This window comes from Mycobacterium sp. 852013-50091_SCH5140682 (genome assembly GCF_001665685.1).
In the GTDB taxonomy this organism is placed as follows: Bacteria; Actinomycetota; Actinomycetes; order Mycobacteriales; family Mycobacteriaceae; genus Mycobacterium.
Window position 1 is genome coordinate 1 of sequence record NZ_LZTB01000102.1, and the last position, 23,293, is coordinate 23,293.

General features: G+C 67.2%; 21 protein-coding genes. 11 read left to right on the forward strand and 10 right to left on the reverse strand.

Features of this window, described 5'->3' with window-relative positions; all coding sequences use genetic code 11:
- Positions 1-137: 137 nt before the first annotated feature.
- Entirely contained in the window at positions 138-791 is a 654-nt protein-coding gene (locus tag A5784_RS26720) for a TetR/AcrR family transcriptional regulator (RefSeq protein ID WP_082945086.1), read from the forward strand.
- On the opposite strand, the gene A5784_RS26725 is transcribed toward A5784_RS26720, so the two are convergent.
- Positions 738-2,426, reverse strand: coding sequence for an aldehyde dehydrogenase family protein (locus A5784_RS26725; RefSeq protein WP_064947895.1), 1,689 nt, complete (start codon positions 2,424-2,426; stop codon positions 738-740). The genes A5784_RS26720 and A5784_RS26725 overlap by 54 nt on opposite strands.
- 3 nt (positions 2,427-2,429) lie before the next feature.
- Positions 2,430-3,479, reverse strand: a complete 1,050-nt coding sequence (locus A5784_RS26730; protein WP_064947896.1) for an oxygenase MpaB family protein — start codon at positions 3,477-3,479, stop codon at positions 2,430-2,432.
- Between the two features lie 91 nt (positions 3,480-3,570).
- Between A5784_RS26730 and A5784_RS26735 the strand changes: the two genes are divergently transcribed.
- The 3 genes from A5784_RS26735 to A5784_RS26745 all read left to right on the forward strand — a co-directional run bounded on the left by A5784_RS26735 (position 3,571) and on the right by A5784_RS26745 (position 7,494).
- The gene (locus tag A5784_RS26735) at positions 3,571-4,275 is read left to right on the forward strand and encodes a TetR/AcrR family transcriptional regulator (protein ID WP_082945087.1); all 705 of its coding nucleotides are present in this window, start codon (positions 3,571-3,573) and stop codon (positions 4,273-4,275) included.
- Between the two features lie 63 nt (positions 4,276-4,338).
- Complete coding sequence (locus A5784_RS26740) at positions 4,339-6,939, forward strand: LuxR C-terminal-related transcriptional regulator (protein WP_064947898.1); 2,601 nt, start codon at positions 4,339-4,341, stop codon at positions 6,937-6,939.
- Positions 6,940-7,053: 114 nt separating this feature from the next.
- Positions 7,054-7,494: an SPW repeat protein gene (locus A5784_RS26745; protein WP_064947899.1), complete on the forward strand. Its 441-nt coding sequence runs from the start codon at positions 7,054-7,056 to the stop codon at positions 7,492-7,494.
- On the opposite strand, the gene A5784_RS26750 is transcribed toward A5784_RS26745, so the two are convergent.
- Both A5784_RS26750 and ilvD read right to left on the reverse strand, forming a co-directional pair.
- Positions 7,474-8,646 carry an ankyrin repeat domain-containing protein gene (locus A5784_RS26750; RefSeq protein ID WP_064947900.1) on the reverse strand — a complete coding sequence of 391 codons (1,173 nt, stop codon included), beginning with the start codon at positions 8,644-8,646 and terminating at the stop codon, positions 7,474-7,476. The two genes, A5784_RS26745 and A5784_RS26750, sit on opposite strands and share 21 nt — an antisense overlap.
- Positions 8,647-8,791: 145 nt before the next feature.
- Complete coding sequence (gene ilvD / locus A5784_RS26755) at positions 8,792-10,528, reverse strand: dihydroxy-acid dehydratase (RefSeq protein WP_064947901.1); 1,737 nt, start codon at positions 10,526-10,528, stop codon at positions 8,792-8,794.
- A gap of 78 nt (positions 10,529-10,606) precedes the next feature.
- Here ilvD and ricR point away from each other — a divergent pair, with 78 nt between their 5' ends.
- Positions 10,607-10,912, forward strand: coding sequence for a copper-sensing transcriptional repressor RicR (gene ricR, locus A5784_RS26760; protein WP_064947902.1), 306 nt, complete (start codon positions 10,607-10,609; stop codon positions 10,910-10,912).
- On the opposite strand, the gene A5784_RS26765 is transcribed toward ricR, so the two are convergent.
- On the reverse strand, positions 10,909-11,208 hold the full coding sequence (locus tag A5784_RS26765) for an MTH1187 family thiamine-binding protein (protein ID WP_064947903.1): 300 nt from the start codon (positions 11,206-11,208) through the stop codon (positions 10,909-10,911). The two genes, ricR and A5784_RS26765, sit on opposite strands and share 4 nt — an antisense overlap.
- A gap of 96 nt (positions 11,209-11,304) precedes the next feature.
- Positions 11,305-11,694 (reverse strand): PPOX class F420-dependent oxidoreductase, encoded by a 390-nt coding sequence (locus tag A5784_RS26770; RefSeq protein ID WP_064947904.1) that lies wholly within the window; start codon positions 11,692-11,694, stop codon positions 11,305-11,307.
- Between the two features lie 64 nt (positions 11,695-11,758).
- Here A5784_RS26770 and A5784_RS26775 point away from each other — a divergent pair, with 64 nt between their 5' ends.
- Together A5784_RS26775 and A5784_RS26780 are read left to right on the forward strand one after the other, a co-directional pair.
- Positions 11,759-12,985: an MFS transporter gene (locus A5784_RS26775; RefSeq protein ID WP_064947905.1), complete on the forward strand. Its 1,227-nt coding sequence runs from the start codon at positions 11,759-11,761 to the stop codon at positions 12,983-12,985.
- A 142-nt stretch (positions 12,986-13,127) separates the two neighbouring features.
- Entirely contained in the window at positions 13,128-14,141 is a 1,014-nt protein-coding gene (locus tag A5784_RS26780) for a L,D-transpeptidase (RefSeq protein WP_064947906.1), read from the forward strand.
- Between the two features lie 73 nt (positions 14,142-14,214).
- Here the strand turns inward: A5784_RS26780 and A5784_RS26785 are convergent, their stop codons facing one another.
- Genes A5784_RS26785 through A5784_RS26795 form a run of 3 tightly spaced genes read right to left on the reverse strand, consistent with a single transcriptional unit; the run spans position 14,215 to position 18,419 of the window.
- Positions 14,215-15,030 carry a metallophosphoesterase gene (locus A5784_RS26785; RefSeq protein ID WP_064947907.1) on the reverse strand — a complete coding sequence of 272 codons (816 nt, stop codon included), beginning with the start codon at positions 15,028-15,030 and terminating at the stop codon, positions 14,215-14,217.
- A 5-nt stretch (positions 15,031-15,035) separates the two neighbouring features.
- A complete protein-coding gene (locus tag A5784_RS26790) occupies positions 15,036-16,931 on the reverse strand; it encodes a putative nucleotidyltransferase substrate binding domain-containing protein (protein WP_064947908.1) in 1,896 nt (631 codons plus the stop codon).
- 12 nt (positions 16,932-16,943) lie between these two features.
- Positions 16,944-18,419, reverse strand: coding sequence for a sugar porter family MFS transporter (locus tag A5784_RS26795; protein WP_064947909.1), 1,476 nt, complete (start codon positions 18,417-18,419; stop codon positions 16,944-16,946).
- A gap of 131 nt (positions 18,420-18,550) precedes the next feature.
- On the opposite strand from A5784_RS26795, the gene A5784_RS26800 reads away from it, so the two are divergent.
- Positions 18,551-19,585: a LacI family DNA-binding transcriptional regulator gene (locus tag A5784_RS26800; RefSeq protein WP_064947910.1), complete on the forward strand. Its 1,035-nt coding sequence runs from the start codon at positions 18,551-18,553 to the stop codon at positions 19,583-19,585.
- Between the two features lie 23 nt (positions 19,586-19,608).
- On the opposite strand, the gene A5784_RS26805 is transcribed toward A5784_RS26800, so the two are convergent.
- Positions 19,609-20,622 (reverse strand): LacI family DNA-binding transcriptional regulator, encoded by a 1,014-nt coding sequence (locus A5784_RS26805; protein WP_064947911.1) that lies wholly within the window; start codon positions 20,620-20,622, stop codon positions 19,609-19,611.
- Positions 20,623-20,728: 106 nt separating this feature from the next.
- Here A5784_RS26805 and A5784_RS26810 point away from each other — a divergent pair, with 106 nt between their 5' ends.
- From A5784_RS26810 to A5784_RS26820, 3 genes are all read left to right on the forward strand, one after another.
- Entirely contained in the window at positions 20,729-21,925 is a 1,197-nt protein-coding gene (locus tag A5784_RS26810; RefSeq protein WP_286159442.1) for a Gfo/Idh/MocA family protein, read from the forward strand.
- An 18-nt stretch (positions 21,926-21,943) separates the two neighbouring features.
- A complete protein-coding gene (locus tag A5784_RS26815; protein WP_064947912.1) occupies positions 21,944-22,942 on the forward strand; it encodes a sugar phosphate isomerase/epimerase family protein in 999 nt (332 codons plus the stop codon).
- Positions 22,943-22,946: 4 nt separating this feature from the next.
- On the forward strand, positions 22,947-23,293 hold a 347-nt coding region (locus A5784_RS26820), incomplete at its 3' end, for a sugar phosphate isomerase/epimerase family protein (RefSeq protein ID WP_156750791.1).

The window sequence follows — 23,293 nt, forward strand, 5'->3', positions numbered from 1 at the left end:
TGCGCGTCGAGGCAGCTGTCCTTGCCGTACGACAAGTGAAACCTATACAGTCGGCTAACTTCAATCAAGTCGATTGGGTAATCCAGGGTGTGAGCTGAGCCGCCCTTGGGTACGCTCCTGGCGACGAAGGGACGAGTGTGGCGAAGGCAGTGGCGCCGCGCGGGTTCGCGCGTGAACGAGTGCTGGAAGCGGCGCTCGCTCTATTTGCAGAGCACGGGGTCAACGGCACATCCCTGCAGATGATCGCCGATCGACTCGGCGTCAGCAAGGCCGCCGTCTACTACCAGTTCCACTCCAAGGACGAGATCGTCCTGGCCGTCATCCAGCCCGCCTTCGACGACATGGCCCGGCTGGTCAGGATCGCCGAAGGCATGTCCACACCGGAGGCCCGGCAAGAGGTCGCGGTCACCGGGATGGTCGATTTCACGGTGCGCCACCGCCGGATGACAGCGGTGTTCCACGGTGACCCGGCCATCGACACGCTGGTCAACAGCCGGGCCGACCTCAGCGACATCATCGAGCGGCTCACCGTGCTGCTGCTCGGCACCGATCCTGATGTCACCACCAGGATCGTCATCTCCATGCTGGCATCCGGAATGTACGGCAGCGCAACCGATCCCAAGCTCAGCGACGTCGACGACGCCGACCTGCACGAGGTGCTGCTCGACTGCTGTCAGCGGTTACTGCGCACGCGAGGAGCAAATGAGGATGCGCACGCGCGAGGAGCTGGTGACGATCTAGCCACGCAGCGCGGAGGCAAAGATCGCAGGCAGCTTGCCCCATCCGGGTGAGCCGGCGAAGTCGACCAGCAGCCGGCCCGTGGTGGCCGCGGTGCGGTTGTTGACGAACCACGGCGGCTTGGGCGACAGTGACCACTCCCGCTGCAGTACCGAGCGCGGCGCCGGCCGGAACGGTCCCCGCACGACCGTGCGCTCGGGCCGGTCGATCAGGAAAGCGTTGTGCACCACGCCGACTCCGCTCTGGATGTCGTTGCGCAGGTGCCCGGGGAACGCGCCCCACGTCGCGGTGGGAGTCAGGTAACCGACGCCGGTCCACGCGTTGACGGCGATGGTTCCGTAGCGCAGCTGGGCGATCAGCTCCTCGAACTTCTCGCCGAGCCCGGCGATGGTGTCGGGGTGCGCGATGATGTTCACCCCGAGCGTGCCGACAAACTCGTCGTTGGCGACCCGGACCGCTTCCTCGGCGAATTGTTCACCGGCAGAATCGAGTTCGATGACACCGAGAACCGGGCTGAAGTACTCGGTGCGCAGCAGTGCCTGACGATCCTGCGGATCGACGACGAGCACGCGGGCTCCGTTGACGCCGAGGTGCTGAGCGTCCGGGTAGGACGCGTCGGCGCCGGCGACCCGCGCGTCGGACCCCGGGTAGTAGGCGGGCCGCTGCGGGGCGTCGTTGATGGCCTTGCGCAGCGCCGCGATGAACTCGTCGCGTTGCGGCCAGTGCTTGGAGATCACCACCACCTGGGCGGCGATGCAGTTGTAGCCGTTGTTGTGCAGCCGCTGGGTCGCGACATGGTTGGCCTGGAACTCGATGTCGGCCTTGGTCCACTGGCCCGGCAGGATGATCGTCGGCGATACCCCGCCCAGCTCGGCCGTCATCTCCTTGTCCAGGACCGGCTCGTCGGCGGCCTTGCGGGCCGCTCCCTCGGTGCCGGTACCGAATACGATCGCGTCGTAGGTCAGCGCGCTGCCGGTCATGTGCACATGGTCAACGAGCTTGTGCCGCACCAGATATGTGCCCTCTTCGGCACCACCGGTCAGGATCCGCACCGCACCGACGGCGATGAACGGGGCCAGCACCTTGGACAGCACCGGGAGCAGTGGATCGGTGATGGGGTTGAGCTTGAGCGCCACCACGCGGTTGTTGGCGAACAGTTCGTAGATGGTGTCCAGCGGCGCGATCGAGAAGATGTTGCCCGCACCGAGCACTGCGCCCACGCCGTGGGTGTGGCTCGGGTCCCGCTGGGCCAGCCCCGCAGCCCGCACCGCCTCGGCCTGCCCGCTGCCGGGCTGCAGCCACACGTCGGCGCTGAAACCGGACAGCAGCAGCTGGTCGAAGGTGGTGAGCGGCAAGGCTTTCACGGTGATCCGCCCACCTGGGGCGGTGCCGAACTCGGCGCCGTCGAGCGGGCTGCGCCCGGCTTCGAGCTTGGCCAGGCTGTCCGAGAGGGCCGCCAGGCCGAAGGTCAGGGCGTACGGACCGGACATCCACTCCTCGCCCACCAGGGGTGAGGATGCGTCGAGGCCCTTGATGCCGATGGCGGCATGCACCCACTCGGCGGCGTGTTCGACAGTCAGCGTGCGCATCTCGTCGAGTAGGCGCCTGCGGGCGGCCAACGGCAATGCTGCCCAGTTCTTTTCGCCCTCCACAAGTTCTTCGAGGGCGCGGTCGATGTGTTCGGTCATAGGTCAGCTCGCGGTCTTGTCGAATTCCAGCAGTGCATCGTGATGGTTGTGCGAATAGGGTGTGGGCCCCTCGCCGGTCGCCCGCTTGGCCACGATTTGACTGTACTGCTCGAACGGCGTCGCCTTACCCCACTTGGCGCGGGCTTCTGCCGGGGTGTAGGTGACCGTGTTCTTGGCCGGGATGCCCAGCAGCATGGGGCCGACGATCGGCGTGGTGTGCGGCGTCGTCAGGTTCAGCGCCCTGATCTCCAGGCGCGGATTGCTCGCGATCAGCTTCAGGAACGGACGTACCACCATGCGGGCGGCGACGTCAGCGAGCCGATTCTGCGGGATACCGCCGAGCAGCCGCATCCACTGCGGCATGGTGGCGATGATGGCGGCGCGCATCGGGACGTTGAACGCCTTGCGCAGCAGATGCGGCATCTTCTCCGGCAGGATGTGGTACCCCAGGTCGACCAGGTAATCCATCATCCGCTGGGCCACCTCGGAGCCGACCAGATCGGGACGGAAGCTCTCGAAGTATTCGCGGATGCCCTCGCGCGTGCGCGGCACGTCGTCGGGATTGATGGTCTGGAACTCGGCGGCTCGCGCACACTCCTCCCAGTACTGCAGCTCCTCGGCCTCGGTCAGCTTTCCCGGGCCGAACATCTCGTAGGTGTAGAGGATCGAGTGCCAGGCGGTCAGGTGGATCCACAGCTGCGAGTGCGGATCGTTGGCGTCGAACCGCCGCTTGGTGATCGGCTCGGTGCCGACGGCCTTGGAGTGGATCTTCACCAGGATCTCCGACGCGTCGAGCACCGACTTGGCATCGCCGAAGGCCACCAGCGCGAAGTACTGCATGGTCCGGTCGTAACGCAGCCGGGTGCGGGCGTAGACCTGCCCGGTGGCGTCGACGGCGGCGGCCAGGAACGGGTCCAGATGCTCGATGGTCACCGCGCGGGAGAAGCCCAGCAGCATCGAGGTGGGGTAGCTCCACACCTTCCAGGTCACCGATTCAGGGCCGAAGAAGCCGTAGTCCTCGGCGGGGGCGAGTGCTGTGGACACCGCATTCATCTGCGTCGTTCCCTTCCAAGCTAGGTGGTACAAGGTGTACCAGTTGAGTTATGGTACGTCACGTACCACTCAATTCGCTAGGGTGTGTTCCGTGGAGGAAGTCAGCGGTCGGACAGCCAGATGGGCCGGGCAGCGCGAACGCCGCCGGGCCGAGTTCGTCGACGCGGCGTTGTCGGCGATCGCCGAGCACGGGCCACAGACCTCGACCGAGCAGATCGCCGCGTACGTCGGCGTCACGCGGACCAAGCTCTACCGGCATTTCACCGATGCGGCCGATCTGCAGCGCGCGGTGGCGCAGCGGGCCAGCGAGATGCTCAACGCCGAGCTGGCGCCGCTGTGGGCGCCGCACGGATCGATGGCCCAGATCATCGAGGCCAGCGTGGGCGCCCACGTGCGGTTCCTCGTCGACCACCGCAATCTCTACCGCTACCTGGCCCGGTGTTCGCTGGGCGAGGACGGTTCTGCACCCGACGCCATCGCCGACATCAAGCTCACCATCGGTACCCAGCTGTGCCAGTTGTTCGCTGTGTACCTCAACGCTTTCGGCATCGACACTGACCCGCAGCCGCTGGCGTTCGCGATCGTCGGGCTCGTCGAGTCCTCCGCGGGTCGCTGGCTCGACCAGCCGGGACCGACGTCGGCCGACGGGCTGATCGCCGATCTTGTGCGCTGGATCTGGTTGCTGGTCGACGACACGCTGCGGGCCGGCGGCGTCCATCTCGACCGCGACGAGCCGCTGGCGACGCCGGACGTTATCGCAGCCGACACCCAGCGTTATCGGATGGTGGGTCAATAACGGTCCCTGTGAGCGTTTCGCGCCCTATCCTGACCTCGGGGAACCCGGTTTTCGAGGGGTGGCATGACGCTGACGGGACGCAACGACGAGCTCGGCACCATTCGTCGGGTGTTGCACGGCAGCAAGCACTGCGGCGTGATGATCGTCGGGCCTGCCGGCGTCGGCAAGACCGCACTGGCTCGTCAGGTGCTCAGCCAGGCGGCTACCACCGGTGATCGCACCAGCTGGTTCGTCGGCACTGAATCGGCCAGGTCGTTGCCGCTGGGCGCGTTCACCGGAGCCATCAGCCAGGACATGTGCGACCCGCTGCCCAGCGTCCGCAGACTGATCGATTCGTTTGTCGCGCAACAACACCAGCGGCGCAGCATGATCGGGGTCGACGACGCGCACCTGCTCGACGAGCTCTCCGCGCACGTTCTGCATCAGCTCGCCCAGGCCAGGGGAGTGCGGCTGGTGGTCACCGCACGGGCCGGCGGCGCCGCCCCCGACGCGGTTACCGCGTTGTGGAAGGACGGCCTGCTCGCCCGGCTCGATCTGGAGCCGCTATCGGCCGAGGCGACGCGCGCGTTCATCGAGCAGACGCTCCGCGGCCCGGTCGACAGCCGCAGCGCGCGGCGGTTCTGGAAGCTCACCGGGGGTAACGCGCTGTATCTGCAGCAGGTACTGAAAGACCAGATCGACGGCGAACGCCTGCGGCAGGTTGCCGGGGTGTGGATGTGGGATGGCGGCCTGGCCGTGTCGCAGAGCATCACCGACATGGTGGGCAGCAACCTCGATCGGTTGCCTGCCGGCCCGGCCATGGTGGTCGACCTGCTGTCGCAATGCGAACCGCTCGACGTCGACGTGCTGTGCGACCTGGTGGGCCGCGACGAGCTGGAGGCCGCCGAGAACCTGCGGGTCGTCACCGTGGAACGCGACGGGTCGCGGCTGCAGGTTCGGCTGGCCCACCCGCTCTACGGCGAGCTGCGCCGCGCGAGTGCCGGTGAGATGCATCTGTCCGGGCTGCGCGGACGGCTCGTCGAGCGGCTCTCGTCGCACCCCGACGCCGATCTGCACGCCACGGTCCGGCGCGCCCTGCTGATGCTCGGCTCGGATCTCAAACCCGACCCGCAGCTGTACCTCGATGCGGCCCGAGCGGCGATGACGCTGCTGGATCCGCACTCCGCGGACCGCTTCGCTGCCGCCGCCGACGAGTGCGGCGCATACGAGGCCGCGCCGATGCGGGCGATGGCGCTGCTGCTGCTCGGTCAGGGAGCGCAGGCGGAAACCGTTCTGGCGCAGATCAGTTCGGATGGTCGGCCGGACGCGCACCATTGGGCGACGCTGCGGGCGGCCAACCTGACCTTCATGCTGGGCCGTCCCCGCGACGCCGCGGGCATCCTCGAACAACTGGCGGCCGGTCCGGAGTCGGAGGCTGACCGGGCGGCCCGGTTGGCGATCCAGGCCGGTGTCGACGCCGTCCTGGGGCACTGCGAGGCAGCGCGTGACAACGCCAGGGCCTCAATCGCATCGGGTCTGCTGCCGGACTATCACGCCATGATCGCAGCGGTGGCTCTGACGATGGCCCTGGGTGCGCTGGGCGAGGTGGACGACCTCACCGCGGTGGCCACCGACGCGATCGACCGGGCGATCACATCGTTCGAGTCGTCGCAGATGCGGTTCTGGTATGGCGGCGTGTATGCCCGGGCCTGCCGGCTGACCGGGCGGATCGACGAATGTGTCCGTAACGCCAAGCAATTGGCGGATTCGGCGCGTGACCTGCCGGGCCTGGCTCAGGCCAACCTGGCGTTCCTGTTGGGCCATGCCGAGCTGGTGCGCGGTGCGATACCCGAGGCGGTGGGGCTGTTGCACGAGGCGCTGGCAGGCGTCGAAACTCACGGTGGCTCAACAGGTCTTCGCCCGGCGAGCTGCTTCGGCCTGGCCGAGGCGCACGGCAAACTCGGGCAGGCCGAGGAGGCGGCCCAGGCGCTGGCGCAGGCCCGGCAATGGGTACCGGACGACTACGTCTACATGCAGACCAATCTCTCACTGGCGACCGGATGGACCATGGCCGCAAGCGGATCGCTGACCGAGGCCATCGGCGCCGTCCGTGCCGCCGCCGCCGAGGCCCGCGAACGCCGCCAACCCACCCATGAACTCGCCTGCCTGCAGGCCGCGACCCAATGGGGTGACACATCGGGCGCCGCCCGGGCCGCCGAACTGGCTGCCGAGCTGCGACTTCCGCTGGCGGACGCGGTCGCCCGGCACGCCGCGGCACTGGCTGCGAACGACGGTCCCGGCCTGCTCGACGCGTCGACCAAGTACCAGGCGATCGGGGACCGGGTGACCGCCGCCGACGCCGCGGCGCAGGCAGCCGTCGCGTTCAGCAGTTCCGGACAAGGCAAGCGCGGGTTGTACGCCGCGGCGGTGGCACGCCAATTGGCCACCGACTGTGGCGGCATCTGCACACCGGCACTGCGGCACCCGGCAGGGCAACCGCTGACCCAAAGGCAGCGTGAGATCGTCGAATTCGTCGTGGCGGGGCTGTCCAACCGGGAGATCGCCAAGCGGCTCGTGATGTCCGTGCGCAGCGTCGAAGGCCACCTGTATCGCGCCTGTCAGCGCGTCGGGGCGAGCTCGCGCGAAGAACTCGCCGCGATCGTGCGGGGTGGCTTTCGCGGGTAGTCAGGGCGTGCCTGCGCCGGCCCGCTCCGACCCCTGGCAACGCGCGTAATCTGGGCAGTGATGGATGGGTGCGGCAAGGCCGAACCCCTTGCCGCGTAACGGAAGGGGTAGGAAATGACTACGGTCCATTCGTCAATCGATCAACACCCCGACATCCTGGCGCTACGGGCCCGGTATGACCGCGTCGCCGAGTCGATGGCCGCACAGGCGACCTTCGGCCTGACGCTGATGGCCGGGCTCTATGTGGCCTTGTCGCCGTGGATCATCGGCTACCAAGGGTTCACGCGGCTGTCGGCCAACGACCTGCTCGTCGGCGGCACCGTCGGGTTCCTGGCGTTGTGCTTCGGATGTGCGCTCGACCGCAGCCACGGCATGACCTGGACACTGCCGTTCATCGGTGTGTGGCTGGTCATCTCGCCGTGGATCTACGAGAGCGGGCCGACCGCGGGCATGATCTGGTCGCATGTCCTCAGTGGCGCGCTGGTATTCCTGCTCGGCCTGTACGCGGCGTATCTCGGCATGCGCGTGCGTAATTCAGACACCAGGCATACCTGAGCCGAATGCAGGCCCATGGGCGCGGAGCAGATCTGCCGCCTCGCTCTGGTAGGCGTGCTCGGCCCATTGCAGTGGCGTGGAGCCGAACCGCCCATCGGTGAGTGACGGGTCGGCACCCGCGTCCAGGAGCCTTTGGATCAGCACCAGGTCGCCATCCCACGCGGCCTGGTGCAGTGGCGTGGCGTCTTCGTCGTCGCGGGCGTTGGGGTCGTCGGGAAAGCCCGGCACTCGCACGTCGACCCCGGATACATCGATGCCATGGCGGGCCAGCAGGTCGAGTCTCTCTGCGAAGCCGTGCTGGGCCGCCCAGTGGATCTGGCGCTGCCACATCTGTTCTCGGGTCTCCATGGCCTCACCGAGCCGACGTTCCCACGGGCTGGGCTCGGCATCGGCGAGGCCGTGCGCGAACAGCAGATCAAGGTGGGAATTGTCGGGGCGGAACATCCGGTTGTACAGGGTCTGCTGGTCGGCCGGATGGGCGCCGCGCTGCAACAGCAGGGTGGCCAACACAGTGGCGTGCGGGTGGCGGGGCTGGCGCCGCGGTCCTTGCTCGCCCTCGCCGAACACCCCGGTCAACAGCGTGAACGGCGTCGACAGACCACACCACAGGTAACCGGTGTTGGGGTCCGCGCCCGCATCGAGCAGCAGCGTCGCGGCCGTCGTTACCTGTTCTGCGCTGTGGCTCAAAGGAACTCGTGAATAGCAGAGGTACATCAACGGCACCCAGCCGAACGGTCCACCGCCGGTGGTGGCCAGCGTGGGCCGTGTGGTCAGATGTTCGGCGAGCGCATCCACGTCGGCGGCCGCGGCGGCGGCCCAGATGCTGCGCGCGACGATTGCCGGGTCGGCGGCCAGCAGGTCGGCCGCGGATTGCCGGCGGGGTGGGGCGTCGGACTCGTTGTACCGCAACGACGCCCATGAACAGAACCGGTCGGCCGGGTCGAGCGCGTTCTCGTCGAGAGCGCCCGGGTCGACGCTGAGGGCGGCTGCTTCACGCAGGTAGTGCACCAGTGCGGGCCAGCCGGTGAAACCGTAGTTGCGCGCGACCGCGAGCTGAGCTTGATGCAGTGGGGTGTGATTCGCGCGCTGCAGCGTGCGCGCTTCATCGCGGAGCTTGTCCAGGGACGGATTGCTGGGGAGCCTGCTGGCCATGACGGCCTCCTCTCATACGCCCGCGTCCGCGATTCGGGCCGAGAAGAGGTCGGTCACAAGGTAAGTCGATCAGCAGGGAGGCTGAGCCTCTTCGAGCGGACATCGGGCGTTCCTGCGCGCCCGATGCCACGCTACCACTGGATGCCTAGTTGCAGACGGCGCCGACGGCGGCGGACTGCACCAGCTTGGTGTACTTGGCCAGCACGCCGGTGGTGTAGGTCGGAGGCAGCGGCTGCCAGCCGTCCTTGCGGCCGGCCAGTTCGGCTTCGTCGACGAGGATGTCGAGCGTGCCGTTGGCGACGTCGAGGCGGATGCGGTCACCGTCGTGCACGAACGCGATGGGCCCGCCGTCGACGGCCTCCGGGGCGATGTGCCCGACGCACAGACCCGTCGTACCGCCGGAGAACCGGCCGTCGGTCATCAGCAGCACGTCCTTGCCCAGGCCTGCGCCCTTGATCGCGCCGGTGATGGCCAGCATCTCGCGCATGCCGGGGCCGCCCTTGGGGCCCTCGTAGCGGATGACCACGACGTCGCCGTGCGTGATGGTGCCGTCCTCCAGCGCATCGAGTGCGGCGCGCTCGCGCTCGAAAACCCGTGCGGTGCCTTCGAACACGTCGGAGTCGAAGCCCGCGGACTTCACCACGGCACCCTCCGGGGCCAGCGAACCGTGCAGGATCGTGATGCCACCGGTGGGATGGATGGGGTTGTTCATCGCGCGCAGCACCTTGCCGTCCGGGTCGGGCGGTGCGATGTGGGCGAGGTTCTCGGCCATGGTCTTGCCGGTGACCGTCAGGCAGTCCCCGTGCAGCAGACCGGCATCCAGGAGCGCGCGCATCACGACGGGCACACCGCCGATCTCGTCGACGTCCTTCATGACGTGCCGGCCGAACGGCTTGACGTCGGCCAGGTGCGGCACCTTGGCCCCGATGCGCGTGAAATCGGCCAGCGTCAGCTCGACCTCGGCCTCACGGGCGATGGCCAGCAGGTGCAGCACCGCGTTGGTGGACCCGCCGAAGGCCATGACCACCGCGATGGCGTTCTCGAAGGCCTCTTTGGTCAGGATGTCGCGCGCGGTGATGCCGCGGCGCAGCATCTCGACGACGGCTTCCCCGGACTTGCGGGCGAACTCTTCGCGGCGCTTGTCGACGGCCACCGGAGATGCGCTGCCCGGCAACGACATTCCGAGTGCCTCGGCCGCCGAGGCCATGGTGTTGGCGGTGTACATGCCGCCGCAGGCGCCCTCGCCCGGACAGATGGCGCGCTCGATGATGTCGACGTCCTCGCGGGACATCAACCCACGGGCGCACGCGCCGACCGCCTCGAAGGCGTCGATGATCGTGACTTCCTTCTCGGTGCCGTCGGTCAGCTTCGCCACGCCGGGCATGATCGAGCCGTTGTAGAAGAAGACGCTCGCCAGGTTCAGCCGGGCGGCCGCCATCAGCATGCCGGGGATCGACTTGTCGCAGCCGGCCAGCAGTACCGAGCCGTCGAGGCGCTCGGCCTGCATCACCGTCTCGACACTGTCGGCGATGACTTCGCGGGACACCAGCGAGAAGTGCATGCCCTCGTGGCCCATCGAGATGCCGTCGGAGACGGAGATGGTGCCGAATTCCAGCGGGTAGCCACCTGCTTCGTGCACGCCGGCCTTGACCTGCTGGGCCAACCGCTGCAGCGACATGTTGCACGGCGTGATCTCGTTCCAGGACGACCCGACGCCGATCTGCGGCTTGACCCAGTCGTCGTCGCCCATGCCCACCGCGCGGAGCATCCCGCGGGCTGCGGTTTTCTCCAGGCCGTCGGTGACGTCGCGGCTGCGCGGCTTGATGTCTGGGGATGAGCCGCTTACGCGAAGACCGGAATCAGGGGTGGAGTCTGAGGGCATGCATGCAGTATGCCGCGTGCCGTTTCTCCCGGCCAAACCAGTATTCATACCCCGGAGGGGTACCGGTATGCTGGTCTGATGGATGTGGCTGAGGGCTCTGGGGTGCATGGTTACTCGCCCCAGAAGGAGAACTACGCCAAACGGCTGCGCCGGATCGAGGGGCAGGTCCGCGGCATCGCGAAGATGATCGAAGAGGACAAGTACTGCATCGACGTCCTCACCCAGATCAGCGCCGTCAACAGCGCACTGCAATCGGTCGCGTTGGGCCTGCTCGACGAGCACCTCGGCCACTGCGTCACCCAGGCTGTCGCCGAGGGTGGCGAGCAGGCGGACGCCAAGCTTGCCGAGGCCTCGGCCGCCATCGCGCGGCTGGTGCGTTCCTAGCCGCCGAGCTCGCGCTCGATACGTTCGACCTTCGCGGTGAGCTGACCGGTGTAGCCGGGGCGGATGTCGGCCTTGAGCACCAGGCTGACGCGCGGCGACCCCGCCGCCACTGCCTCGACGGCCCGCTTGACCACGGCCATGACCTCGTCCCACTCACCCTCGATGTTGGTGAACATCGCGTTGGTCTCGTTGGGCAGGCCTGATTCGCGGACGACTCGCACGGCTTCGGCCACTGCGGCGCCGACCCCGCCGGACTCGTCACCGCCCATCGGGCTCACGCTGAAAGCGACAATCATGTCGTCAATTCTGCGCGGCTGCCCGCGAGCCCGACGAAAGTGTTGCCCGCGGGCGCGTCGAGCGACGTTTACGTCGAACTCGGCGTCCGGGAAGACCTAGTGCTTGCTGTAGAGCGTCGGGCGCACCACCAGGACCACGCGGTCGGCGACGTCGGCCGGAACTTCGGTCAGTGATCCGCTGTAGCGGTCGTTGAGCTTGAGGAAGAACTCCGCCTTCGGATCCGGCACGATCTCCTCGACCACGCCGCGCACCTCCAGGTAGCGGTATGGATTGTCGGGATCGTGGATCGACATCGCGACCGCGGGATTGGCCGTCACGTTGCGGTATTTCTGCCGCTTGGTGGTGTGTGTGAACCGCAGCAGGGAGCCGTCCCAGTCGAACCACATCGGGTTGACCTGGGCCGTGCCGTCGGGCCGGGTGGTGGCCAGATGGCCGAACAACGGCCGATCGAGCAGGTCTTCAAACCCATCCGGTACAGCAACCATTACGCATCCCTTCGGTTCGGTTGTCCGAAACTGCAACGCCAAGCCGTTACCGTGGCATCCCACCATGACCGTCGAGCTGCCGTCGACATCTACAGGCCCGTGGACGGTGCGCGTCGCCGCATCGCTCACGGTGCTGGCCGCAGCGGCCTTCATCTACGTCACCGCCGAGATCCTGCCGGTCGGCGCGCTGCCGGTGATCGCCGCGGACCTGCGGGTCAGTGAAGGACTCGTCGGCAGTCTGATGGCCTGCTACGCGCTGGTCGCCGCGGTGACCACGGTCGCCCTGGTGCGGCTGACCGCGTCCTGGCCGCGGCGTCGTACCCTGCTCGCGACCTTGGTGTGCCTGGCCCTCTCGCAAGCGGTCTCGGCCGTCGCCCCCAATTTCGCGGTCCTGGCAGGCGGGCGCGTGCTGTGCGCGCTGACCCACGGGCTGATGTGGTCGGTGATCGCACCCATCGGAGCGCGGCTGGTGCCGCCCAGCCACGCTGGCCGCGCCACCGCGGCGGTCTACGTCGGTACCGGCCTGGCGCTGGTGGCGGGCAACCCGCTGACCGCCGCCATGAGCGAGCTGTGGGGTTGGCGGATGGCCGTGGCGGTGGTGGCAGGCGCCGCAGCGGTAGTGGCTTTGGCGGCCTGGGTGATCCTGCCGCCGATGCCAGTGGCCCGCGACGACGTGCCTGCCCGCCAGGTGCATCGCCGCAACGGCCGGTTGATGACGCTCTCCGGGCTCACCCTGATCGGCGTCACCGGGCATTTCATCGCCTACACGTTCATCGTGGTGATCATCCGGGACGTGGTGGATGTGCACGGCGCGCACTTGGCCTGGCTGCTGGCCGGCTACGGCGTCGCCGGCCTGATCGCGATGGCGGCCATGGCCCGGCCGCTGGATCACTGGCCCAAAGCCGCGGTGGTGGCGTGCCTGGCCGCGCTGTCCGCGGCCCTGGTGGCGTTGACGACGCTGGCGTTCAGCCGCGCAGGCGGCCTGGCAACGGTGCTGGTCGGGGTGGCGGCCGTGGTGTTGTGGGGTGCGGCGTCGACGGCACTGCCGCCGATGCTGCAGGCCTCGGCGATGCGCACCTCACCCGAGGACCCCGACGGCGCGTCCGGTCGCTACGTGGCCGCCTTCCAGGTGGGCATCATGGCCGGCTCCCTGGTCGGCGGTGTGCTCTACGACAGCGCCGGGCTGGCCGTCATGATCGCCACCTCGGCGGCTTTGATCGTCGTCGCGATGGTCGGAGTGTTGGCCACGCGCGACGTTTTCCAGGTTTCCTGCGCAAACACCGAGAAGTAACGCTTGACACGTCTGCGCCGACTAACACTGCAGTTCAGCGCCGTGGATACGGCCGGGGTCGGGGTGTGATGGCCTCTCGCGGCAGTAGCTGGTCTCCGCGCTGTGCGACACTGGAGAAAGTTCTGCTGTCTGGAGGTTATCTATGCCGAAATCGGCAAAACGCAGACTGATCACCGTTTTCATGGCCGCGGGATTGGTCGGCGGACTCGTGTTGAGCCCGTCCGCGCTGGCGGATCCCGACGTGCCTCCGGCACCTGTGGACCCAGCTTTCCCGCCGCCACCTCCAGGCGTGCTGCCTGCGCCCGATCCGGCCGCGGCCGCCGATCCGCTGGCCCCGGCCGCGCAACCGGCCGCCGTCCCCCCGTCGGTCACCAACTACGGCGCCCCCGCCGTCATCCCCGCCGGTACCCCGGCAGGCCAGAACCCGACCCCGTACACGGGGGAGCCGGTGTTCCTGCCGCCGTCCTTCAACCCGGTCAACGGATCCATGGTGGGTGTGGCCAAGCCGATCTACATCCAGTTCCAGCGGCCCATCGCGGACAAGAAGCTGGCTGAGGACGCCATCCACATCTCGTCGAATCCGCCTGTGCCCGGCCGGTTCTACTGGGTCAACGACACCCAGGTGCGCTGGCGGCCGCAGGACTTCTGGCCGGCCAACACCGTGGTGAACATCGACGCGGGCGGCACCAAGTCCAGCTTCCGCGTGGGCGACTACCTGGTGGCCACCGTCGACGACAAGGCCCACCAGATGCAGGTGATGCGCAACGGGAAGCTGGAGAAGACCTTCCCGGTGTCGATGGGCAAGCCCGACGGCAAGCACGAGACCAAGAACGGCACGTACTACGTGCTGGAGAAGTTCCCCAGCATCGTGATGGATTCGGCCACCTACGGCGTGCCGAATACGTCGCCCGAGGGCTACAAGCTGACGGTGCAGGACGCGGTCCGCATCGACAACAGCGGCGCGTTCGTGCACAGCGCGCCGTGGTCGGTGGCCGATCAGGGCAAGCGCAACGTGAGCCACGGCTGCATCAACCTCAGCCCGGAGAACGCGCAGTGGTTCTACGACAACTTCGGCAGCGGTGACCCGGTCGTCATCAAGAACTCCACGGGCCTGTACAACCAGCCCGACGGTGCTTCCGACTGGCAGATTTTCTGACCCGCGAACGCGTATAGAGCTGCCCCTTTTCCCGCCGGGAAGAGGGGCAGCTCTGCGTCTGTCCGCGCGCCGTTCAACATGCGGTGATGGTGCCGGCCAGCTCGAGTGCCCGCCACGTGCTGGTCGGCGTCTCGCGGTGGTCGGGATCAACACCGATGATCCGACCGCCTTCGAGGTGGATGGTCTCGTGTTTGGCAGCGTGGTCGACGGTGACGAGAGCGCCGATGCCGGTTGAGTGAATCGTGGTGTCGCGTCCACGCCACTTGGTCACGCTGTTGTGGCCGTGGATCTGACTGAACGGCAGCCGGCGGTCCGCCCATCCGGGCAGGAGTTCGGCGGCGGTGTCCGCCCACAGCGGCCCGGCGGCCGGGACGATTGTGCCGTGCAGGAACATGCCCGCGCGGAACACCGTGTCGGCACTCGTTCGTGCGAGTTCGTTGATCCGGCGGGCCGCCTCGGCGGCGGTGGGCGGACCCCCCAGGGCGGTGGTCCAGAACTCGGCGGTGATCCCGGCATGTGTGATAAGGAACGACTCTCCCGCGGTTTCCACGGCGGTGGCGACGGTCGCTGCGCCGTCGCGCCACCAGCGGTTGAGAATGCGGATGTGCTTGCGGCCCAACGTGTCCGGCCAACGGAAAACCGGCGGCCGCAGGTAGTGCGCCTCGTGGTTGCCGATGAGCTGGATCCACTGCCCGGGTTGGCGGCGCAGGTAGCCCGCGACGATGTCGACGACGTGAGCCGAGTCAGGGCCACGATGGATCAGATCGCCGACTTGCACGACGAGCAGATCCTCGGGCAGCGAGCCGTCGGGGCGCGCGCCGAGGCGGGCGAGTTCGTCGCGCAGGGGCATGGCATGTCCACCGACGTCACCGATGACGGCGATCCGCATTCCGGTCAGGTCGCCTTCCGCCGCGACGGCCTGGCCAGCGGTGTGGCGCGCAGGGCGACGCGGTCCATCCGGCGGGCGATGGTGTTGATCTCCCGCACGGACTGGCCGATCATGCTGCGTTCGATCGGAGACAGTTCGTCACGCGCGATCAGATCGGTGGGTTGCTCCCCTCGGTGTAGCCGATTCAGGTGATGGCGCAATCGCATCCGCTGCAGGATCTCGAAAACCTCGATGAGGCGGTCGGCCTGACCGGTGGGCAGGATGGCCGAACCGGAGGCATCCCGGAGGCGTTTGACGGTCTGCAGTTCGGTGGACCCGACTCCGAGTGCGGCCCACCGGGCGATGCTCACGACCGGCAGCAGCCCATGGGTTTTCACGTTGAAGGTGTCGCCTTTGCCGGTGAGCAGGTCACGAAATGTGCGTTCGCGCACCTTGGCCCGATGCGACAGCGATTCCGACAGCAGCAGATCCATGGTCGCCGGGTGCTGGCGGAAATCGGTGAAAACCCTTGCCACCTCAGGCAATCCAGGTTTGCCGTGGATGGGCCGGGCATCCACCAGCAAGGACGCGATGACCGCAAGGCCCTTACGCTGGACGGCCATCGTCGCACGTGAGTGCTCCCCGGGTGCGGTCAACCAGCGCGTCGCGGCGGCCCGCCATTCACTGTTGGTCCGGGAGAAGGCTTTGTTGGACGCGTTGGCGCCGTTGACGTCGACACTGAGCCCGGTCGCGGTGAGCAGATCGTTGACGTCGGAGAAGGCCTGGCGATACTGCACCATTTCCTCCGGGTGCACGTCGTCGTCGAAGGCGATGGCCGCGTCGACATCCGAGCACGGCACCGCTTCGCGTCGGCCCTGGCTGCCCAGGGAGAGCCAGGTGAATCGGTCGAGCGAAAGATCGGGATGTTCGGCGAACACCAGGCGGATGGACCGGCGGATGATCGCATCGATGATCGCGGAGTACACCCGGATGACCCGGTCGGCGGCCAGCCCCCGGTCCAGGATGTCGCTGAGCACTGCGGGCACCCGTCGGGCCCGGTCGATCAGCTCGGCGCGACTGCGGGTGCGGTGGATCTGTTCGAGCATCCCGACGCCGGCCGTCGTCGGCGCCAACACCAGATCGCGGGCGCCGATCACGCCGCGCAGGGTGCCGGACCGGTCGATGACCGGGAGGTATTCGGCTCGGGTGTCCAGCAGCGTGATCAGCGCATCGAGCGACGAACCGGAGAGTTCGACCGTGGTGGCCGGGTGCGTCATCACCGCCCGGGCTTCGGTGTCGGTGGCCAGTCCTTCGCCAACGACGCGGCGGCTCAGCGCCGAATCCGTGACGATCCCGTAGGTGCCGTCGCCCGGATCGATCACTGCGCAGTGCACGTTGCGGTCGGCGAGTTGGCGTGCGATGACGGTGACGGGCGTGTCGGGGCCGACGACCACCGGCGTGCTGGCGATCAGGTCTTCGACCGTGCTGTACACCGGGGTCGAGGTGGACAGGCTACGGGTGCGCGAGATGTAGTCGGCCAGGAACCGGGCGCCGCTGCGCGAGTAGAACGCCGGCTCGACCAGGTTGCCGGGTAGTACCGCGATGCGAGCGGACGTGGTGGCGACCACCCGGGGGCCGACCGGGCGCTCGGTGAGCATCGCGGAGAACCCGAACACGTCGCCGGCGACGAACCTGTCGTCACCGGCCTTGGTCACCCGGTCCGGGTCGTGCCACAGGTCGACCTCACCGCTGAGCACCACGTAGATCTCCGTGGGCGGCGCCGTGAACGCGTCGACCACCAAGTCGCCGGCGGAGAAGTCGCAGACCGTCGCCGCCGAAGCTGCACCCGCAAGCTGCGCCGGGTCGAGCGCGTCGAACGGCCGCACTCCGGCGAGAAATCGACACAACTCCTCGGGCGTCATGGCTGCGCCTGATCAGCGAATGCCGACATAGATCTGCCCGGTTGCCACATCTTCCTCCAGTGCCTCCAGGGTGCGTCCGCGCGTTTCCGGGACCTGCGTCCACACGAACAGCAACGCCACTGCGCCGAGCGCGGCGAACAGGAAGAACGATCCAGTGATGCCCACCGCGCTGATCAGCGTCGGGAAGAACAACGACAGGAATCCGTTGGTGACCCAGAGGAAGAAGATGGCGATACCTGTCCCGAATCCGCGCATGAACAGCGGGAAGACCTCGGCCATCCAGACCCATACGGCGATGTTGAGGAAGGTCTGCATCGACAGCACGAACGCCACCACCAACGCCAGGATCACGAACGGACGTGCGGCATTGCCCGCCGGAAACAGGACCGAGGCGATACCGACCAGCAAATGGCAGGTGGTGGTCAGCGAGAACCCGATGATGAGGGTCGTCCGCCGGTTCAGCCGGTCCATGTTGCGCAGCGCGATCAGGCCACCGAGGACCGCCACGACGCCGAACGCAATATTGGCGAGCACGGCCTGCTGCTCCGTCATGCCCGACTCCTCGAGCACCCGGGTGCCGTAGTACATGATCGAGTTGATGCCGGTGAGCTGCTGGGCGATGCCCACGCCGATGCCGACGAGGATGATGCGGCGCAGCCACTTGTTCGACAGGACCTGCATCGCGATGTTGCGCTGTGAGGCTTCGCCCTCCTCTTCGCGGACAATCTCCACCTGGGCGATCTCCGCCTCGGCGCGCTCGGGCGAACGGATTGTCGCCATCACTTTCTGAGCGTCTTCATGGCGGCCCTTCTCGACCAGCCACCTCGGCGACTCCGGCATCCGCAGCATGCCGAAGAAAAGCGCGACGGCGGGCAGCGCGCAGACACCGAACATGATGCGCCAGACACCCTCGACGTGCCCCAAGGTGACGCCGAGGACGGCGTTGACCACGAACGCGGCCAACTGTCCGACGACGATCGCCAACTCGTTGCGTCCGGTGATCGATCCGCGGATCTCATACGGGGCCAGCTCGGCCAGGAAGACCGGAACAACCGCTGAGGCTCCGCCGACGGCGAGGCCGAGGATGATCCGGCCGGTCACCAGAACGCCGAAGCCCAGGGGAGAGAACGCGCCGGGTTCCGGCCCGGACGGGGAAAAGACCACGAACCCCACGCCGATGAAGAACAGCACCGCCAGGATGATGATGGTTTTGCGGCGCCCGATGGCGTCGGACAGCCGGCCCCCGAACAGTGCACCGATCGCCGCGGCGAACACCAACGAGCTGATGACGACGCCCAACTGCAGCAGGGACAGGCCCAGCTCTTTGGCCATCGGGCCCTCGGCGCCGTTGGCCACACCGGTGTCGTAGCCGAACAGCAGCCCGCCCAGGCAGGCCACGACCGAGATGAGCCCGATCCGCCTTCGGTAGGGGCCGTCGGTCAGCGGCGGTAACTCGGCTTCGGCCGCCGAGGCCTCATGTGCAGTCATGTGCGGGCTCCTCTATTTGTGGCGTATGCGGTACGCAAGTTCGGTGACGACAGTCACATCACAAAGACTAGCGCGCGCTAGTGATTTGTAAAGTCATATGAACAAATTGATGCGGGGCTGTCTGTGGGACCATGACGTTCGTGCAGAAGTCCATTCCGGCGCGCCTGAACCGGCCCGTGACCCAGGACGATGTTGCGCGAGAGGTGGGCGTATCCCGGGCACTCGTCTCGTTGGCCTTCCGTGGTGCGCCCGGGGTCAGCGATGAGTCGAGGCGGACGATCCTCGAGACCGCTCGTCGGCTGGGTTACCGGCACAACACTGTCGCCGCGGATCTAGCCGCCAAGACCCGCTCGACGATCGGTCTCTATCTGCTGGACTTTCGTAATGAGGTGTTTGCCGATGTGTACCGAGGGGTGCGAGATGCCTTGGAACGCTTGGGAAATCGGTTAATCCTCGCGGTCTCGGATTCTGATGAGCCGACCGACCAGCAGGCGGTTGGTTCTCTTATCGAGGCCCGTGTCGGAGTGATAATCGCCGCGACGTTGCTGTTGTCCGACGTTGAAGTCCGCGCGGTTTCCCAATCCGTCCCGGTGGTCAGTGTTGCGCGTAAGGTACCGGGCGTCGACTCTGTCTATGCCGACGACGAGACCGGCGCGGGCGCGGCGACGGGCTATCTGCTTGATCTCGGGCACCGGCGTATCGCACACATCACCGGCGTCGAGTACGAGGGTCACGAACGGCGTCGCCGTACGTATGAAGCAACGATGACCGATGCCGGTCTCACCCCACAAACCGTTGTTGCGCAAGGGTATTCGCAGGACGCGGCCGAGCGAGCCGCCAGAGCTGTGCTGAATGCGGCCGACCGCCCGACGGCTGTGTTCGCGCATAACGACGAGATGGCCTGTGGTGTCCGCGAAGCGGCACATTCTCTGGGGTTGCGCATTCCGGAGGATTTGTCGCTGATCGGCTACGACAATTCGCGGGTCGCCCAGTTGCATGGCATCGATCTGACGTCGGTCGATCAGCACGCGCGTCGGCTCGGTCAGGAAGCCGGGGCGGCGGCATTGGCCCGCATGCGGCGCCCGGATGCGCCGCTCCTCGACGCCCGACACAAACCGGACTTGGTGGTGCGTGGGTCGACCGCACGGTGCGCCACGAGGCGTTGACGCGTCATATGAGCTAGCGCGCGCTAGCTCGCTCTCGCCAATACACCTGTGGTGCGCCGCACCACCAGGCGTGGTTCGAGCACGATGTCGAGCCGTTCGGTGCGGTTGTTGTCGAGCCGTCCCACAACGGCTTTGACCGCACTTCCGGCCTGTTGTTTGGGTTCCTGGCTGACCGTGGTCAGGTCGATGTGGGCGAAGCCGGCCAGCACACTGTCGTCGTAGCCGGCGACGGCGACGTCGCCCGGCACCGCCACGCGGGCCCGCAGTAGCTGGTCCAACAGCCCGATGGCGCTGCGGTCATTGACGGCCACGACCGCGGTGGGGCGCTCGGACCGCTCGAGCAGCGCCCGCGCGGCGTGGATGCCCGCGTTCTCGGTGAGGTCACCGTCGATGACGTCGATCTCGGTGGACAGGCCATGCCGCTTCATGGCGCGGACGTAACCCGCCTTGCGATCGGCGGGAATGGTTCCCGTTCCACCGCTGAGGTGGCTGATGCGCCGATGGCCCAGTTCGACGAGATGGTCTACGACCCGGCCGATGCCACGACCGTCGGCGGTGCGCACGACGTCCACCTCGGGGCATGAAGTCCTGCGGCCGACCACGACGACGGGGGCGCGCTGGGCCACGCCCGCCAATTCGGCATCACTCAGTTCCGGGCCGAGCAGGATCAGTGCCTCGCACCGGAAGCTCAGCAGAGTCTCGAGTACGGCGCCTTCGGGGTGGGTCGGTGTAACCGCGCCGAGCACCACTTCGTACCCGTTCACATCGGCCTCGGCCACGATGTGCTCGACCAGTTCGGCCTGAAACGGGCTGCGGATGTTGGCGACGACCCCGATGAGGTGAGTGCGTTTGGCCGTCATGAGCGCGGCCGCCCGATTGACCTGGTAGCCCAGTTCGGCGGCCATGGCCAGTACGCGTTCACGGGTTTCGGCACTCGGTCCCTGGGCGTTGCGGAATACCAGTGACACCAGTGCTTTTGAGACGCCAACCCGGTCGGCAATGTCCTGCATGGTGGGCCGATCACGATTGCCGGGCATGCAACTCCTTCCAGGGCTTGACAGCGCCATGTGATGACCATCATAGTAGCCGAACTAGACCGGTCAAATAGATCGGTTTAAGAAAACCGGGATTTGAGGTGGGAAAGTGACCGCGTCTTCTTCGACGACCTCTCGACCGATCGGCGTCGCCGTCATCGGTGGCGGCATGGCTGGGCGTGCACATGCGGCTGGATATCGCAGCGCATCAACGCTGTTCGGAATCGACCGGGCGGATGTTCGGCTGGTTGCGATCGCTGACACGAACGCTGCAGTGGCTGACGACACCGCCAAGCGGTACGGCTACGAACGGGCCGAGTACGACTGGCGGGCCATCGCCGAGGCGCCCGACATCGACGCGGTGAGCGTGGTGGTGGCCAACCACCTACACCGCGAAATCGTCGAGGGCCTGCTCGCCGCGGGTAAGCATGTGCTGTGCGAAAAGCCGTTGGCGGGAAGCCTCGCCGACGCCGAAGCCATGGTGGCAGCGGCCGAGCAGTCAGACCGGGTCACCGCGGTTGGGTACACGTACCGGCGCTCGCCTGCCGTCGAGCAGATCCGCCGGGAACTCGCCGCCGGAACCCTGGGCGACCTCGTGCACTTCAACGGTCACTACTGGTGTGACTATGCCCTAGATCCGACGTCGCCGATCACCTGGCGTTACCGAGGCGGACCGGGCACCGGCGCGCTGGCCGACGTGGGCAGCCACCTGATCGACCTGAGCGAATTCGTCTGCGGGCCCATCGTCGAGGTCGGCGGAGCCGCCTTCGCCACGCGGATCAAGGAACGGCCCGTGCCGATCGGTGTCACCTACGGCCACACCAAAACCGCCGTGAGCGACGAGGTCGCGCCGGTCGAGAACGAGGATGTGGCGACCTTCACCGCGACGTTCGCCAACGGCGCCGTCGGAACCTTCTCGGCCTCGCGCGTGGCCCACAACCTGCCCGACGGGCTGGGTTTCGAACTGTTTGCCTCTACCGGCTCGGCGGCCTGGAATCTGCACCGCCCCGGCGAATTCGAGATCTCGACCGCTGGAGAAGCCCCTGAGCTGGCCGGGCCCCGGCGGGTCATCATCGGACCGCAGCATCCCTACATCCGCGGTGGACTGCCGATGGATGCCGGCGGTGTCGGCCACGGTGTGGCCGATCTTTTCACCTACCAGACCCGGGCGTTCCTCGACCAGATCGCCGGTATCGGAGATCTGGGACCACTGCCGGGATTCGACGCGGGCCTGCACGGGCTGCGCGTCGTCGCCGCTGTCGCCGAATCCGCCCGTTCGGGCGGCGCTGCCATCAAAGTTGTTTGATCAGAAAGGAACTCGATAGTGAAGCTTGGTGTCTATACCGCGATCCTGCACGATAAGCCGCTCCGTGAAGCTCTGGAGGTCATCGCTTCCCTCGGGTTGACCGGCGCCGAGATCAATGCCGGCGGTTTTCTGCCCACGCCGCACCTGCCGGTGCGGGAGTTGTTGTCCGGCGAGGTCACGCCGCAGCAGTACCTGTCGGAGTTCGACGGCTCCGGCGTCGACATCGCGGGGTTGAACTGCAACGGCAACCCGCTGCACCCCGATCCGGAGGTCGGGCCCGAGGATGCCGAGGACCTGCGCAACGCCATCCGGGTGGCCGGGCTGCTCGGCGTAGATCGTGTGGTCACCATGTCCGGTCTGCCGCAGGCACACCCCGGCGGGCAATGGCCGGCCTGGCATGTGAACACCTGGGACTCCGGCTATCTCGACTCGCTGGACTACCAGTGGAATGAGATCGCGGTGCCGTTCTGGACCGAGATCGACGCGCTGGCCCGCGAGAACGGCGTCAAGGTCGCTATCGAGATGCACCCACAGAACCTCGTGTTCAATCCGCCCACTCTCAAGCGCCTCGTGGAACGCACCGGTGCCACGAATGTCGGCGCAGAGATGGACCCGTCGCACCTGTTCTGGCAGGGCATCGACCCGGTCGCGGCCATCGACTGGTTGGGGCCACTGGTGTTCCACGCGGCGGCCAAGGACACCCGGATCAACGACAACTGCAGGATCTACGGCGTGCTCGACGAGCGCTTCACGCGGATCCCGTTGGACCAGAACCCCACTGGGCTAGGGGGCAAGCACGTGGTGAACAAGTGGCCGGAAGATTCCGCGTGGGACTTCGTGGCGGTCGGACGCGGACATGACACCGAGTTCTGGGCCCGGTTTCTGGCCGCCCTCGAGCGGGTGGATCCGGGCATGTGGGTCAACATCGAGCATGAAGACGTCGCGTTCGGACCCTTGGAGGGCCTGCAGGTCGCTGCGGAAACCCTGAAGGCTGCCAACTCGGCGATCGTGAGCTGAGCCCGTGAAGATCGCATTGGATCCCACGCCGTTTCACCACTCTCACGAGTTGTTGGAGTTTCCGAAGCTGGTGGCGGAGTTGGGCTACGAGTATCTGCAGCTCACACCGCACCGGGATTTCATCCCGTTCTTCAATCATCCGCGGGCTGATGACGATCTGGTCGCCAAGTTCCGCAAGGCGTGTGCCGATGCGGGAGTGGAGATCGCGTCGGTGCTGCCGGTGCTGCGGTGGTCGAGCCCCGACCCGGACGCCCGTGAAGCCGCGGTGCGCAATTGGAAACGCGTCATCGAGATCACCGTCGACCTGGGCGTCAACGTGATCAACACCGAATTCTCCGGCCGACCCGAGAA